Genomic DNA, 14,692 nt, shown 5'->3' on the forward strand with positions numbered 1-14,692 from the left:
TAGGGATTTCTGGAACCTTTAACTTCATGATTGTGTTCCAAGCCGAGCACAACATCCTGATGCACCCCTTCCACCAACTCGGTGTAGCCGGTGTCTTCGGGGGTGCCTTGTTCTCCGCCATGCACGGTTCACTGGTGACTTCCTCCTTAGTGCGTGAAACCACCGAAACCGAATCTCAGAACTACGGTTACAAATTCGGACAAGAAGAAGAAACCTACAACATCGTGGCAGCCCACGGCTACTTCGGTCGGTTAATCTTCCAATACGCTTCCTTCAACAACAGCCGTTCCTTGCACTTCTTGTTAGGTGCATGGCCGGTCATCGGTATCTGGTTCACCTCATTAGGAATCAGCACGATGGCATTCAACCTGAATGGTTTCAACTTCAACCAGTCAGTGATTGACAGCCAAGGCCGGGTCATCAACACTTGGGCAGACGTGATCAACCGCGCCAACCTGGGTATGGAAGTGATGCACGAGCGCAACGCTCACAACTTCCCCCTCGACTTGGCAGCTGGTGAGTCCACCCCAGTGGCTCTGGTTGCTCCTAGCATCAATGGCTAATCGTTAGAAACTCTAGCTAAATAGAAACGCTCTCCGCAAGGGGGGCGTTTTTTGTTTGAGGAAATAGAGAACGAAAGGATGCAAGAAAGCGAACTTTGCTTGGTAAGGTGAGCAAGCGTGCTGGAGTTCGTGTGGCTGCTCAGAGGTAGATAGAGGAATTAAAAAATATAAGCTCTCTCGCCTCTTATCTCTGCGCCCTTTGCGTCCTTGGCGGTTCGTTTAAATAAAAACAGTTGCAGCGAGAAGCGCGATCGCTCCCCATCTCAATCGCGATCGCTGTTAAGATACAAATCGCTATGCATCCTCCTTAAGCATTATGGGCAATACCTTCGGGCATCTATTTCGCATCACTACGTTTGGCGAATCCCACGGCGGCGGTGTCGGGGTGATTATCGATGGGTGTCCACCGCAATTGGAAATTTCTGCCGAAGAAATTCAGGTAGAACTCGATCGGCGGCGTCCGGGACAAAGTAAAATCGTCACACCACGTAAAGAAGCTGACTCCTGCGAAATTCTTTCCGGCGTATTTGAAGGCAAAACCTTGGGAACGCCAATCGCAATTTTGGTGCGAAACAAGGACACTCGCCCCCAAGATTATGATGAGATGGCGCAGAAATATCGCCCTTCTCATGCTGATGCGACTTACGATGCTAAATATGGCATTCGCAACTGGCAGGGTGGCGGCAGATCCTCAGCGAGGGAGACAATTGGACGAGTAGCTGCTGGCGCGATCGCTAAAAAAATCCTTCATCAAGTTGCCGGAGTTGAAATCATCGCCTATGTCAAACGCATCAAAGACTTAGAAGGCGTTGTCGATCCCAACACTGTCACCTTAGAACAAGTAGAAAGTAATATTGTCCGCTGTCCCGATGCAGAATGTGCAGAGCGGATGATCGAAAAAATTGAGCAGGTAGGGCGAGAAGGCGACTCTATCGGCGGAGTTGTAGAATGTGTTGCCCGTCATCTACCCAAAGGGCTAGGTTCGCCAGTATTTGATAAGCTAGAAGCAGACCTGGCAAAAGGTGTCATGTCTCTACCAGCAAGTAAAGGATTTGAAATTGGCTCTGGTTTCGCCGGTACTTTGCTATCGGGCAGCGAGCATAATGACGAATTCTCGATAGACGAAACCGGCGAAATTCGCACCAAAACAAACCGTTCCGGCGGGATTCAGGGGGGCATCTCCAACGGAGAAAATATTATTCTTCGGGTGGCGTTTAAACCAACAGCTACCATTCGCAAAGAACAGCGCACCGTGACCCGTGAGGGTGAAGAGACTATACTAGCCGCTAAGGGGCGTCACGACCCTTGCGTTTTGCCCAGAGCGGTGCCTATGGTAGAGGCAATGGTGGCTTTGGTGCTTTGCGACCATTTGCTACGCCATCAGGGTCAGTGCGGTACTTTAAAGCCTTGAGAGTGAAATGGAAACCAGCCCTTCTTCCGAGTTTTTGCTTCAGTTTTGGGGTGTGCGAGGCAGTATCCCCTCCCCTGGAAAAGATACCGTTCGCTACGGTGGTAATACCTCTTGTATAGAGATGCAAATCGGCGGGAAACGCCTGATCTTTGATGGCGGCACTGGATTGCGCCTGCTATCTAAAGATTTGGTAAACCAGCAGCAGTCAGTAGAAGCTTATATGTTTTTTACTCACTACCACTGGGATCATATTCAAGGAGTGCCATTTTTTAAGCCAGCGTTTATGGAGGGTAATTGCTTCCACATTTATGGGGCAGTGCCGCCAGATGCAGACTCCATGAAACAGCATTTCTGCGATCGCGTAATGCACTCAAATTCTCCAGTGCCACTGCAAGGCATGGAAGCTGACTTGAAGTTTTACGAGCTAATTTGTGGCGATACCTTTCAGGTGGATGATATCACCATTGAAACCGGCCCTCTAAACCATCCCAACGGCGCGATGGGATATCGGGTAACATGGCAAGGACACACAGTGTTCTACTGTACGGATACGGAACATTTGCCGGATCGCCCAGATGAAAATGTGCTGCACTTAGCCCGTGAAGCCGATGTCCTGATTTACGATGCCATGTACACCGACGAGGAGTATAACAACCCCAAATCTCCCAAAGTCGGCTGGGGACACTCGACTTGGCAGGAAGGGGTGAAAGTGGCGCAGGCAGCAAATGTCAAGCGGTTGGCAATTTTTCACCACGAACCGAACCACAGCGATGACTTTCTCGATCAAATTGAGACAGAAGTTCAAGAAGTCTCGCCGGGTTCCTTCCTCGCCCGTGAAGGGATGATTGTGCAGGTCAATTAAAAATGCAAAATTAAAAATTAGAAATAAACAATTTTATTTTTAATTTTTATTCGGTCGCGCATAAAAGCCCAGATGGTTCGCCACTGGGCGCTGTCGCATGGGAATGCGAGTATGAATCGGTGAGTTGAGCGATACGTCTAACGCATCGCGACGCTTTCCCTGACGACTCTCTACCACCAGCGTTGTCGAACCGCCGCCATCCAAGTTCAGCGCCCGATAAACACCCAACTCGGCAATAATATTTTGCAACTCAATTATACTGACGCCCTCACTGTAAAAACGCTGGCGACCATCAACCAGAATTAGCCACAATTTCTCGCCGCGTTCATCAGTCGCAACCACTGTGCGCGGAAATAACTTTTTTTGATCGCGGTTATCTTTCATCGCCACTAAGTTGCCGCGTTCGATGATTATTTCGCCACCTGCCAAAGCTTGAGCCGTATCCGCAGGACAACTCGCCTTGCTAATTTGGGCACGATTATCCTGAGAAAAACACAAAACAGGCCAGCCTCGCTCAAAGGCAGAGTAAGTCATGCCGTTGGAAATTGCTTGTCCTAAAACGCTTACGGGGTCGTCACTGTGGGGATAATATAACAGCCATTGCTCTTGGAATGGGTAAAAAAAGCTGCCATTGATTGCCAACTGCAAGTTAAATTCCCGCAAAAAATCACTGGTTGTTTGGGCTACGGTTTCTTTTCCTTGAGTAGGCTTACCAGGCGTCACTAACACCCCAATTCCTGGCGCTTTTAGGTCGATAGTGACAACGTGGATCGTCAGGGGGCGCGGTGTTGAGCGGGGAATGCGCCGATAAACGATACCTTGAAATAGCGGTTGCTGAACGTCGGTGCGGGGTGGACGACTTAGACACGAAATACCATAAAAGACCCCATAGAGTACCAGGGACAACAGCAACAGACTAATGGCAATGGCATTTAGCGATCGCTTCCAAGAAATTTTGCGTCGTTTGCTCATGGTGTTTGAGGATTTTTCGACCACCGATTATCCCAAGATATCCTCTCCTTTTAAAACAAGTGCCGCGATCGCATTCTCAGTGCTAAGAGCGATCGCGCATCATTGAATTACCACTTAGGATAAAAAAGAGTTTTAAGTTCGTAGGACGAAAGCCATGCGATTACAGTGGTTACTGTGGGGAGCAATCCTCAGCATTGGGCTGTCAGCACTGCCCGCTCAAGCACAGATAACAGATGCGAAAGTAGCGGCATTCGCAGAAGCGCTCAGGAAGGCAGCACCCCAAACCGGAAAACAGGACGATGGACTCTACAGCGACTGGCAAATCAAACTAAACAACATTCCCCGCTGGTCAAAACAATGCACTGGACGTTCCCTAAGCACAGCGGAATTTGAAGCAAATCCCGCCACCGCACGGAAAGTTGTAGAGTGCATCATGGGCAATATTCTTCGCCAACAGTATCAAGCGGCAGGTAACAATGAATCCGTAGCGGTACAACGGGCGGCTGCTTGGTGGATGACAGGCGATCCCACCCGCTATAACAGTAAAGACATCGCCGCCTACATCCAAAGAGTTTCTAGTTTCTACCAGCAGTCACGCTCAAATTCATCCGCAGTACCGCCTGCCTCAACCCAACCCAAACCGGCTACTCAGCCAGCGGCTAAACCAACTCCAACTCCAACGCCTTCACCCACCTCAAACCAGCCACCCGCAAAACCCCCTGTCACAGCGGCGGCGGCTACTAATTCAGCAAAAATTTCTGATATCCATGTAGGGGCACTGGTGGAAGCGTTACGGCGGGCAGCACCGCAAACTGGCACTTCTGATGATGGACTCTACAGCGAGTGGCAAGTTAAACCAGACAACATTGCCCCCTGGTCACAACAATGTATCAATCGGGAACTCACACCGGCGCAATTTGAAGGCAGCCCCGTAACTGCACGAAGCATTCTGGTGTGTGTCATGCGTGACGTGCTGCGGGACGAGTTTCAGGCGAGTGGCAACAATGAAGCGGTAGCCGTACAACGGGCTGCTTCCTGGTGGATGACAGGCGATCCGACCCGCTATAACAGTAACGAAACTGGCCCTTATACAGAAAAAGTTCTTGGTTTCTATCAAGAGTTGCGCTCAACTTCATCGGCTGCACCACCTACCTCTAACCAGGCAACGACCAATTCGGCGACGGAGCCGAAGTTATTTCCCCATCGCTAAACTGTTCGTAGTAGGGCACCCGAACCTGGAAGAGGGAGCAATTTCTTTTCCAGGGTAAGTTTTTTATCCTTTTTCCCTAGCGAAGTCCGGGAATGCTGCCTCTAGGAGGATCTTCCTCCTAGAGGCAGCAGCCAATAAAATCAACATTCCTAGTGCAGCGTGAATTCTCCTGAAGAAAAGATATTTTCCCACTTCATGCTCAAGGAAATCCATGAGCAATCAGAAGTTGTCCGAACTTGTTTAGAGGCTTTCTCAGAAATTCGTTTCAACGATCAACAGCCACGGCTTGGATTCACTCAACAACCTCTAAACTTAGGTTTATCATCCAACTTTTACGATGGTATAGACCAGATTAAAATTCTTGCTTGTGGCAGTAGTCTTCATGCCAGCTTGGTAGGTAAATATCTATTAGAGCAAGTGGCTAAAGTGCCAACAAGCGTACACTATGCCTCAGAATTTCGGGATGCACCATCGCCTGCAACTCCGAATACTCTCATTGTTGGCGTTACCCAATCTGGAGAAACCGCAGATACTCTCGCTGCCTTAGAAATAGAAAAACAGCATTGTTCTGGTGAAACTCGATTTTTAGGAATTACCAATCAGGCGGGAAGTTCCTTAGAAAAGCTGGTAGATCGTACAATTCATACTTTGGCAGGAAGTGAAGTAGCGATCGCTGCCACCAAAACCTTTGTCGCTCAGTTGATAGCGTTTTACTGTTGGGCGCTTGATGTAGCATACTGCCGTCAAACTCTATCGAGCGATCGCCTGCATCAAATCCTCACGCAATTGCACCGAATCCCCGATCAAATTGATTTAATTTTACAAAGCCAAAAGCACGTCATCGAGCCGCTAGCCAAAGATTTTACCCATACCCAAAACTGCATTATTTTAGGGCGCGGGATTAATTTTCCCATTACTCTGGAAGCAGCACTGAAACTCAAAGAAACCAGCTATATGCACGCAACAGGTTATCACGCTGGAGAGTTTTTGCATGGCCCAATTGCGATGCTAGATTCTTCTGTAACTGTAGTAGCGATCGCAATGCCCGGAGTTGTTTATGAAAAAATCCTTGCTAATGCCCAAAAAGCAAAAGCAAGGGGGGTTCAGCTCATTGGGGTGACATCCACAAACAATTCAGAAATTACTGGCTTATTTGATCGGATGTTGACTGTCCCGGAGGTGGACGAATTACTTTCTCCCATCCTGACAGTTATTCCGCTGCAACTCTTAGCCTATTACACGGCTGTTCACCGGGGATTAGATGTCGATCGCCCCAGAAATTTGACGAAGACTTTGACTGTGGATTAACCTTTTTATTTCAGAAATTGCGATCGCTTAATTCCCATTTCCTGGCAAGAAGTAACGTAGCCGCCATTGTCCGCGAGTCCGCACAAAACTGACGCGGTAATCGGTTTCTGAATCGTACGCATAGCGGTTGAGAACCCAACCTTTTTTACCATTCCCGAGTTTCACTGGCGTCCAACCATCGATAACCTTTTCCTTCACCTCTTTCTGCATCTGCTCGGGTAGGCTGTTAAAGGTATTCCCATCAAACGCTACAAAATCGTAAGACACCACCCCCACAATTTTGCTACCTGCCTTAGGTTCTGCACGGACGTTGACGTTTTGTCCTAAAATTGCCAGTTGTCCAACATTCGGTTTATCTGGACGAATCGACTCTAGCGCTTTTGCGACATCTGGACACACCCAAACATCAGATCCCGGTTCTTTGTTCGCTACCTTTGCCTGATTATCGGTAGCACAACCTAAACTAATAGCCTTATCCATGTATGCCCAAAATTTAGAATTTTTGTCATCAATCTTGTAGCTGTCTAAATTCAGCGTCCCCCCATAGTTCCATTCAGTTTCTGAGGTGACAAGCGTGCGAATAAAATTAGCATCCCGCCTGCGAATGGCATCTAAAAGACGCACATGAAACTGAAAAAACGAACTTTTGTCTGGCGGAATCGGTTGAGTCCCCGTTGGTTTTGAAGTCGGCGGCGTATCCGGTAGAGGTGATACTGCCACAGGTGGGGGTGTTGTTGGATTTTCCCTTGGAGGTATTGTCGGTTCTAGTGTCTCCGTTGTCGCTGGAGGGGATGGAACTTCAGTCCTGGGTTGTGGTGCTTGGCTGTTGCGGTAGCTAATCGTTGCTAAAGTGGAACCTGCGATCGCTCCTATGGCGATCGCGCATATTATTAAAATTTGATAAGGTTTCATTGTCCCCTCCTGTTATTTATTCTAAGTTCCTGCCTTTTTAATGCCTTATTTTTGACGGAGCCAGTGCAAATCCTACTTGTTTGCTTTTACTGCCTAGCGGATTAACTTGCTAAGGCGGCTGGGTATTTATTCTCTTTTTTTTACTCATAGCAACACCCTTACCAATCATTTCTTGACGGGAAAATAACTTATAAAACTTATTTTGAGCTTTCTAACTAGGAAGTCTTATCAATTGAGATGCCACTTTGTTCATTCGTCACATGATTTCTAAGTTTTTTTGGAGATAAAGCTTTTTAATTGAGTGCCATTTTCAATAACTGTCACAACTTCATTGCCTTTTGTAGAGTTAATTATTCTATTTAAATTAAATTGTCATAACATTTTACTTTTCTGATACAAATCAGGTATCTCACTCCCTGAGACGGGAGTGTTGTTACGGTAGAAAAAGGGAGATACTAAGAAGATTAAGTGTAACGTTTAAACAGGGGAATTGATATCAGCTCGCTTTCAAGCTTTTTACTCAATTAGACGCTTGATTAATCTAAATGTTTCCGACTGTAAGTTTGAGAAATCCAAAACAGTCTTTTAGATTTTATGAATTAATAATAGACTAAGGTCATATAGCCATCCTAAACGATTCGAGAAGATGAGATACCCGACTTCTCTAGGAAATCGGGTATCTCAACAGCTGGCTCACAACTCAAATAGGATTGCTATATCAATTTCTAAAGTCCTGAGTTACCAGAACTGCTGACGATGGTATGACGGGGTCTTTTTTTATGATCTTGTTGCTTTGCTTGCCACCTAGCTTTCCAATCTCGAAGGGCGATCGCTGTTCTGGTGGTAGGAGGAATATAATTTGGTGAATTTGCTTCTGGTTTCTTCTTATCTAAACCTTTCTCTGAAGGACGCTGAGTCGTCATAAACTGGGCTAAATTGTCTTGAGGCGATTCCCAGCCAAAGGCCTGCATAATCGCTGCCGCAGATTGGTAACGTTCGCGTAAAGAGATTTTCAGCATTCTATTGAGAATTTTGGCAAAGTCTTTACTGACGGATACCGCATCTTGCCACTGAATCTCACCCGTAGAGCGATCGCTATCAAATTCTAACGGTGCTTTCCCACTCAACAAGTAAAGACACGTCACGCCTAACGAATAAATATCGCTGGCATACACAGGACGTAGTGAAAATTGTTCCGGCGGTGCAAATCCAACCGTGCCGATAAACTGGGTAGTGTGCTTCTGACCTCCCGTATCGCTTAAAGGAACCATCTCCTCTTTGACAGCACCAAAGTCAATCAATACCAGCCTTCCATCGTCCTGGCAACGGATGATGTTCTGGGGCTTAATATCGCGGTGAATCACATTATTGCCGTGGATGTACTGCAACAATGGCAGAATTTGACGGAGAAAATATTTAACATTCTCTTCCGATAAGGAACCTCCGCGCCGCACCAGGCGTGCGAGGGTGTACCCTCGAATATATTCCTGAACTAAATAAAATTCTCCCTCATTTACAAAGTAATCCAGCAGCATGGGAATTTGAGAATGACTACCCAACTTACTGAGGATTCTTGCTTCTTGCTCGAAGCGTTTCCGGGCTATTTGCAGTCCAATCGGATCGGTAAACTTTGGGCACAGCTGCTTAATCACGCACAAAGGATCGCCTGGCAAGTTGGCATCTCTGGCTAAAAAGGTAATCCCAAAGCCACCTCTACCCAACATTCGCAGGATCTCATAGCGATCGCGAAACAATCGCTCGCTACCACACAGCTGCCCTAGTTCAGTTTGCTGTAAAACATCTGAGTGAAAAGTTGACAGATTTGTGGGTGGGAAATTCATGACCGTCACTGGCAGGAGGAGGGCAGGAGGGGGGCAGGATCTGCGCTATGCTCCTAGTCTAGATCCCAGTTGTGATAAAAAGCAGAGCGTAATTTTTATTTCCTGATGGTATGGCAATCAGCGGGGATGCACAACCTTCCGCAGTAATATTCCCAGGTAGATCGTTCTGAATGTAGAGACCGGATGATTCGGTCTGTACAATTAAGATGCAAAATTTGCGAGCCGAATCGGGCTTATGACCATGAATACTACACTACAGCGAGTCTTTGACCAAGGTCGTGCTTTAAAAATTATTACCGGATTGAATAACTTCGATCCGGAGCGAGTCGCCGCCACCGTTAAGGCAGCCGACCTAGGCGGTGCTACTTTCGTCGATATTGCCGCAGAACCCAATTTGGTGCGGTTGGCTCGTCAGTTGACAAATCTGCCAATTTGCGTGTCGGCAGTAGAGCCAGAACTGTTTGCGATCGCAGTGGAAGCTGGAGCGGATTTGATTGAAATCGGCAACTTTGATAGTTTTTACGCGCAGGGACGGCGGTTTGAAGCAGAGGAAGTATTAGCGCTGACCCAGGCGACGCGATCGCTGCTGCCAAATATTACCTTGTCTGTCACTGTGCCCCATATTCTGGAGCTAGATCGGCAAGTTCAACTCGCAGAAACGTTAGTAAAAGCTGGTGCCGATATTATCCAAACCGAAGGTGGCACTTCCTCAACCCCAACTCACGCCGGTACGCTGGGACTGATTGAAAAAGCGGCTCCTACCTTAGCAGCAGCTTACGAAATTTCCCGCGCTGTTTCCGTCCCAGTCCTTTGTGCTTCCGGGATTTCCAGCGTTACCGCACCGATGGCGATCGCTGCGGGTGCTGCGGGTGTCGGTGTCGGTTCCGCCATCAATCAACTCAACAGTGAAGTCGCGATGGTGGCAGCTGTTCGTAGCTTGGTGGAAGCGCTATCCACTGTCAGCCGCGAAGTATTCATGCGTAATCCCTAAGCGGTCAGAGTGATGAGTGATGAGTTTTGAGTGAATCTCGGCTAAGGAACGTGGATTAAACAACTTGCACTGATTCACATTCTGTAGGGACATGGCAGTACCATGTCCCTACGCCAGAAATCGGAGGTTAATCGATCCGCCCTCAAAACTCAAAACTCAAAACTCAAAACTTATCCCAAGCAGTCTTTCAAGCTATAAACCACTTGCTCCTGTTCCTCTAGAGAAAGTTCTGGGAACATGGGCAAGGACAAAACCTCGTGACAGACTTGCTCCACCACAGGGAAGTCCCCAGATTTGTAGCCTAAATTCTTGTAAACCGGCTGTAGGTGTAAAGGCAGGGGATAGTAAACCATCGAACTAACGCCTTGCTGCTGTAGCTGATTGCGAACCTCATCCCGATAGCTGCCGTTCCTGGATTGGGTGAGGCGAATCGTGTATTGATTCCAGACACAGCGACCTCCTGGCGTTTCTTGCGGCTTCACCACCCCAGGCACCGGCTCTAACAGTCGGTGGTAATGCTGTGCAACCGAGCGACGCAGGTCATTCCACGTATCCAGATAACGCAGTTTGATTTCCAGAATGGCGGCTTGTAGAGCATCCAAGCGGCTATTAATGCCAGTTGCTTCATGATGGTAGCGATCGCGCATTCCATGCTCCCGCAGCATTCGCACAGTAGACGCGATCGCCGGATCGTTCGTCGTCAGGGCACCGCCATCCCCACAGGCACCCAGATTCTTAGTAGGAAAGAAACTAAAGCAGCCAATATGCCCGATGCTGCCGACTCTAGATCCTGCCCACTCAGCGCCTGTGGCTTGGGCACAGTCTTCAATCACCGCTAGATTATGAGCCTGTGCTACCTCCAGCACTGCCGTCATATCCACCGGCTGCCCAAACAGGTGAACCGGCATAATGGCGCGAGTTTTAGGGGTAATCGCCTTTTGCAGCTGGTTGATATCGAAATTCAACGTATGAGCATCAATATCGACAAAAACCGGCGTCGCCCCCACCACGCTAATTACCTCAGCAGTGGCAATAAAGGTGAAAGGCGTCGTAATTACCTCATCCCCTGGCCCAATCTGTAAAGCCCTGAGAGCTAGATACAGGGCATCTGTACCAGAATTACACCCCACACACTCTGAAACGCCCACGTAAGCTGCAAACTGTTGCTCAAAGCCTGCAACCAAAGGGCCACCAATATAACGACCAGAAGCCAAGATGCCTAGAACGGCTGCATTTACTTCTTCACTGATAATTTTGTACTGCCGCGACAGGTCTAGGGGGGGAATATTATTCACTCGTTGACACCACAAATTTTTATCTACATAGAACCAAATTTTGTTCAGAAAGGGAATCCACGCCTCACCATCCTTTTTGATTCAGAATGCCGAACTTATCAAATTGTTTCGCAAAAGTCGGCACATGGAGCGACGATAACAGGAGAAAGAGGCAGGGGCACAGAGGACAAGCGGAGCATTCCTGTTTTCACTCAGTCCTCAGTTCTCAGTTCTCAGTCCTCAGTCTTCAGTCCTCTTCCCTCAGCAATCAAAACTTCCTCAACCCTGCCAGAATTAGGAAGAAATCGAGACATCATTTTGACTTGTGGATTCTTTAATCGCACTGAACTTTACAGACCTTATCTTGGCGTTGGGGATGATGGCAGTTGCCATTGGTTTATCCAGGATTCAACAACTTGGATTAGAAGGGCAATTGGCGATCGCGACTGGTCGCACTATTATCCAGCTGTTGGGCGTTGGATATGTATTAGCCTTCGTCTTTGCCTGGAAAAATCCTTGGGCAGTTTTGGCACTGTTGATGGTGATGCTGAGCATTGCTGCAATTGTTGCTCGCAATCGCATCGGCAAGAAAATTCCCCAAGTATTGCCCGTGGTGTGGGGGTCGATTTTGGTTAGTAGCGCCCTGACATTGAGTTACACCACGTTGTTGATCCTTCAGCCGCCAATTTGGTATGAACCCCAATACCTGATTCCTTTAGCGGGAATTGTACTAGGAAATGCGATGAATGGAGCAGCGATCGCAGGTGAACGCTTGAGCAGCACCGTCAACGCTAGCCGCACCGAAATTGAAACCCATCTGAGCTTAGGTGCAACGCCACAACAGGCGGTTGCACAGTACCGCAAAGATTCCATCCGCGCCGGTTTGATTCCCACTCTCAACCAAATGATGGTTGTTGGAGTTGTGACATTACCAGGAATTATTACAGGTCAGCTATTGAGTGGTGTTGACCCGCTGAATGCTGCCTCCTACCAAATCTTAATTATGTTTATGCTCGCTTTTACCAACTTAGTGACAACTTTGTTAGTCACCCAAGGGCTTTGCCGCCAGTTTTTTACAACCGAAGCCCAACTCAAGAATTCCTAAAAATTAAGAATGGGTTCTCTTAAAAAGAATTACTGGTTAGTTTGACTTAAATTTGGCAACAGTCTGATTACGACCTTGCATCTGTGGCGTATTCGGATGACAGATGCAAAATGTAATCCCAATTCACCTGGATAAGTCAACAGCAAGAACTAACCCGACGTTAGCATTCGTTGGGTTGAGACAAAAAACAGAACCGACCCTAATAAAAGTTTTTACTCCTAGCTAACCTTGGGATATTTGTTAACCAACGACCCATCTGGAGTGTAGAGTTCAAGAGGAATGCGGGCATTATCGCTAATCGCTTCCAGTGCATCTCCTAGCGTTCGCAAATGAGTCGCTATCCCAGCTTGAGCATTAGAATCTCCCCTCAATTGTGCGGCGTTTACGGTTTGCGTCACCATCTGCATATAAGCAGGTGTCAACTGAACTCTGATTAACTGACTGGTGACAGTATATTCGCAGACTTTCGGCGTCCCAGCGCAGGTTGTAACAAGGTCGGTACTCGCTTTTTGCAAAAGGCTGGCATACCCTAGTTGTATTTCTGCTTGCCTAAGTTCGGCTTTATAAGAACTTATCAGAGCATCGCCTTGGTTGTAGAAAAAGGTGCCTCTAGGAATTTTTTGAAGGTTAACAATTGCATTGCGCCAGTTCATCACCGCTAATGTCCATTGGTTGAGCTGTTCATAATTTTTGGCACTGCGGGCGATGTTTTGAGCAAAATTGTAGGCGTTAGCGGCCATTTGTTCTTTGTTTTTGCGATCGCGTGCTGCTGACAATTTGGGCAGATTAGTCGCCAGTAGTTGCTGCGCCTCCGGACGGGCAGTCGTACCGACCGGAATCGCCTTGAGCCGGTTGATTGCCATCTCCCAGTTCGTTTCAGCCAGCCGCCAAGTGGCGATCGAATTCGCTACCCCTTCACGGGCTTCTGCTACCTGAAGCCCTTCTTTTGCAGCGTCGAGGTTTTTTAGCGCCTGACGCTCGGCATTTACTCGCCCATTGGTGGCGGCTAGATTTGTTCGATAGTCCTTAATTTTCTGCTGAGCCAGTTGGTAGACCGTGCTATTTTTCGGCACAGGTTCCAAAAGCGCGATCGCTTCTCGCCATAGCTTCTGAATCTCTAACCATTCTGTCGCTGAATGGGGAGGATTTTGGCTCTGCCTAGCCGCCGCCGAACCTTTACTCAAAGCCATTACCAGCTGATCGAGCAATTCGGCTTGCTGCGAATTGTCGGTCAATTGCTTCTGAGCTTCAGAATAAGAACCAGACCAGAATGGAATCAGCTTCAAAAGGCGGATTGCCTCTTGTTGTTTCTGCCTTGCTTCTAGGATTTCTTGCCCGGTTTTGGGTCGCTGAAGGGTTGCAGATGCCTCCTGGGTCAACGCTTGTGCCGTGAGTAGCGGCGTACAGGTTCCGATAACGCAGGGACGTGTCAAAGCGTAGAGCGTGAACAGAAACGTTAATAAACCCACCCCTGTGCTTGCCAACAGTACCGGCAGTGGTAAGCGCTTTAGCTTCCCAACCAGCGAAGTGGGTGGTGCCTCACTTTTAACCTCCTCCGACGGCTCATCCGACTCTAAAGTGAGTTCATCGGCAGGGAGGGAGGAAGATTCATCAATCGTTGATGGTTGGTCGATTTCTGCTGGATCGACCACCCCAACCCTGTCATCTGTCGCTGCTGGTGTATCGCTGGGGAGATTTTCCGGAATTGTCTTCTCGCGCCTCAATTTTTTGGGCGGATTTTTGACTTCTGTGGAATTTGGGATGGTCTCCTCGACAACAACCGGCTCATCAGCCAGCGCAGTCGTTGACGTTGACGCAACCGGCAGATCGACACTAAAGGCATGGAAAGCATAGGGTTGCTTTTGCCCCACGACTCTTAGATATATCTGTACTTGGTGGGCAAATTCCGGTTGCAGACTTTTGAGAGTTTGCTCTAACGTTCTAAACGTTTGTTGTGAGTCAGGCAGAAAATCCGCTGGGTGCTGCGTCAAAATAATCAACGCTTCCTGCGGTAAGGCACACCGAACTTGAAAGGGAATCTTTTCCGGTAATGCCGAGTAAAGGCGATTCTGTAAAATTCGCCCCAGTACCTGTAATTCGCTTTCGCGGGCTACTGTTTCCATTCAGCAACACCCTCCGTTTCACTTTCTTCCATTTTGAAGCAGGACAGCTAAAAAGCTTGTTCAATTTTCTACTTTCAAGTAGAGGAATCGCATCAGTAGTGCTTGCAATAATTAAAAAAT

General features: G+C 47.9%; 11 protein-coding genes and 1 pseudogene. 7 read left to right on the plus strand and 5 right to left on the minus strand.

Features of this window, described 5'->3' with window-relative positions:
- The 3 genes and pseudogenes from H6H02_RS10765 to H6H02_RS10775 all read left to right on the plus strand — a co-directional run.
- A pseudogene (locus H6H02_RS10765) lies at positions 1–563 on the plus strand (photosystem II q(b) protein); the annotation flags it as partial.
- Positions 564–879: 316 nt separating this feature from the next.
- Positions 880–1,974 (plus strand): chorismate synthase, encoded by a 1,095-nt coding sequence (aroC, locus tag H6H02_RS10770; protein WP_190817415.1) that lies wholly within the window; start codon positions 880–882, stop codon positions 1,972–1,974.
- A 7-nt stretch (positions 1,975–1,981) separates the two neighbouring features.
- Entirely contained in the window at positions 1,982–2,836 is an 855-nt protein-coding gene (locus H6H02_RS10775; protein WP_190817416.1) for an MBL fold metallo-hydrolase, read from the plus strand.
- A gap of 39 nt (positions 2,837–2,875) precedes the next feature.
- Here H6H02_RS10775 and H6H02_RS10780 read toward each other — a convergent pair whose 3' ends face one another.
- Positions 2,876–3,808: a phosphodiester glycosidase family protein gene (locus H6H02_RS10780; RefSeq protein ID WP_190817417.1), complete on the minus strand. Its 933-nt coding sequence runs from the start codon at positions 3,806–3,808 to the stop codon at positions 2,876–2,878.
- 154 nt (positions 3,809–3,962) lie between these two features.
- Between H6H02_RS10780 and H6H02_RS26630 the strand changes: the two genes are divergently transcribed.
- A complete protein-coding gene (locus tag H6H02_RS26630) occupies positions 3,963–5,018 on the plus strand; it encodes a hypothetical protein (RefSeq protein WP_199329109.1) in 1,056 nt (351 codons plus the stop codon).
- Positions 5,019–5,177: 159 nt separating this feature from the next.
- Positions 5,178–6,326: an isomerizing glutamine--fructose-6-phosphate transaminase gene (locus tag H6H02_RS10790; RefSeq protein WP_347342602.1), complete on the plus strand. Its 1,149-nt coding sequence runs from the start codon at positions 5,178–5,180 to the stop codon at positions 6,324–6,326.
- Positions 6,327–6,353: 27 nt separating this feature from the next.
- Here the strand turns inward: H6H02_RS10790 and H6H02_RS10795 are convergent, their stop codons facing one another.
- Both H6H02_RS10795 and H6H02_RS10800 read right to left on the minus strand, forming a co-directional pair.
- On the minus strand, positions 6,354–7,238 hold the full coding sequence (locus H6H02_RS10795) for an SH3 domain-containing protein (protein WP_190817418.1): 885 nt from the start codon (positions 7,236–7,238) through the stop codon (positions 6,354–6,356).
- A gap of 725 nt (positions 7,239–7,963) precedes the next feature.
- The gene (locus H6H02_RS10800; protein WP_190817419.1) at positions 7,964–9,079 is read right to left on the minus strand and encodes a serine/threonine-protein kinase; all 1,116 of its coding nucleotides are present in this window, start codon (positions 9,077–9,079) and stop codon (positions 7,964–7,966) included.
- A 235-nt stretch (positions 9,080–9,314) separates the two neighbouring features.
- Here H6H02_RS10800 and H6H02_RS10805 point away from each other — a divergent pair, with 235 nt between their 5' ends.
- Positions 9,315–10,070 (plus strand): DUF561 domain-containing protein, encoded by a 756-nt coding sequence (locus tag H6H02_RS10805; protein ID WP_190817421.1) that lies wholly within the window; start codon positions 9,315–9,317, stop codon positions 10,068–10,070.
- A gap of 170 nt (positions 10,071–10,240) precedes the next feature.
- Here the strand turns inward: H6H02_RS10805 and H6H02_RS10810 are convergent, their stop codons facing one another.
- Positions 10,241–11,365 carry an aminotransferase class I/II-fold pyridoxal phosphate-dependent enzyme gene (locus tag H6H02_RS10810; protein ID WP_190817423.1) on the minus strand — a complete coding sequence of 375 codons (1,125 nt, stop codon included), beginning with the start codon at positions 11,363–11,365 and terminating at the stop codon, positions 10,241–10,243.
- 304 nt (positions 11,366–11,669) lie between these two features.
- On the opposite strand from H6H02_RS10810, the gene fetB reads away from it, so the two are divergent.
- Positions 11,670–12,449 (plus strand): iron export ABC transporter permease subunit FetB, encoded by a 780-nt coding sequence (gene fetB, locus H6H02_RS10815; RefSeq protein WP_190817425.1) that lies wholly within the window; start codon positions 11,670–11,672, stop codon positions 12,447–12,449.
- Positions 12,450–12,667: 218 nt separating this feature from the next.
- Here fetB and H6H02_RS10820 read toward each other — a convergent pair whose 3' ends face one another.
- Entirely contained in the window at positions 12,668–14,572 is a 1,905-nt protein-coding gene (locus tag H6H02_RS10820; RefSeq protein WP_190817428.1) for a hypothetical protein, read from the minus strand.
- Between the last annotated feature and the right edge of the window lie 120 nt (positions 14,573–14,692).

Origin of the sequence: Coleofasciculus sp. FACHB-1120 (assembly GCF_014698845.1) — a bacterium.
Lineage (GTDB): Bacteria > Cyanobacteriota > Cyanobacteriia > Cyanobacteriales > FACHB-T130 > FACHB-T130.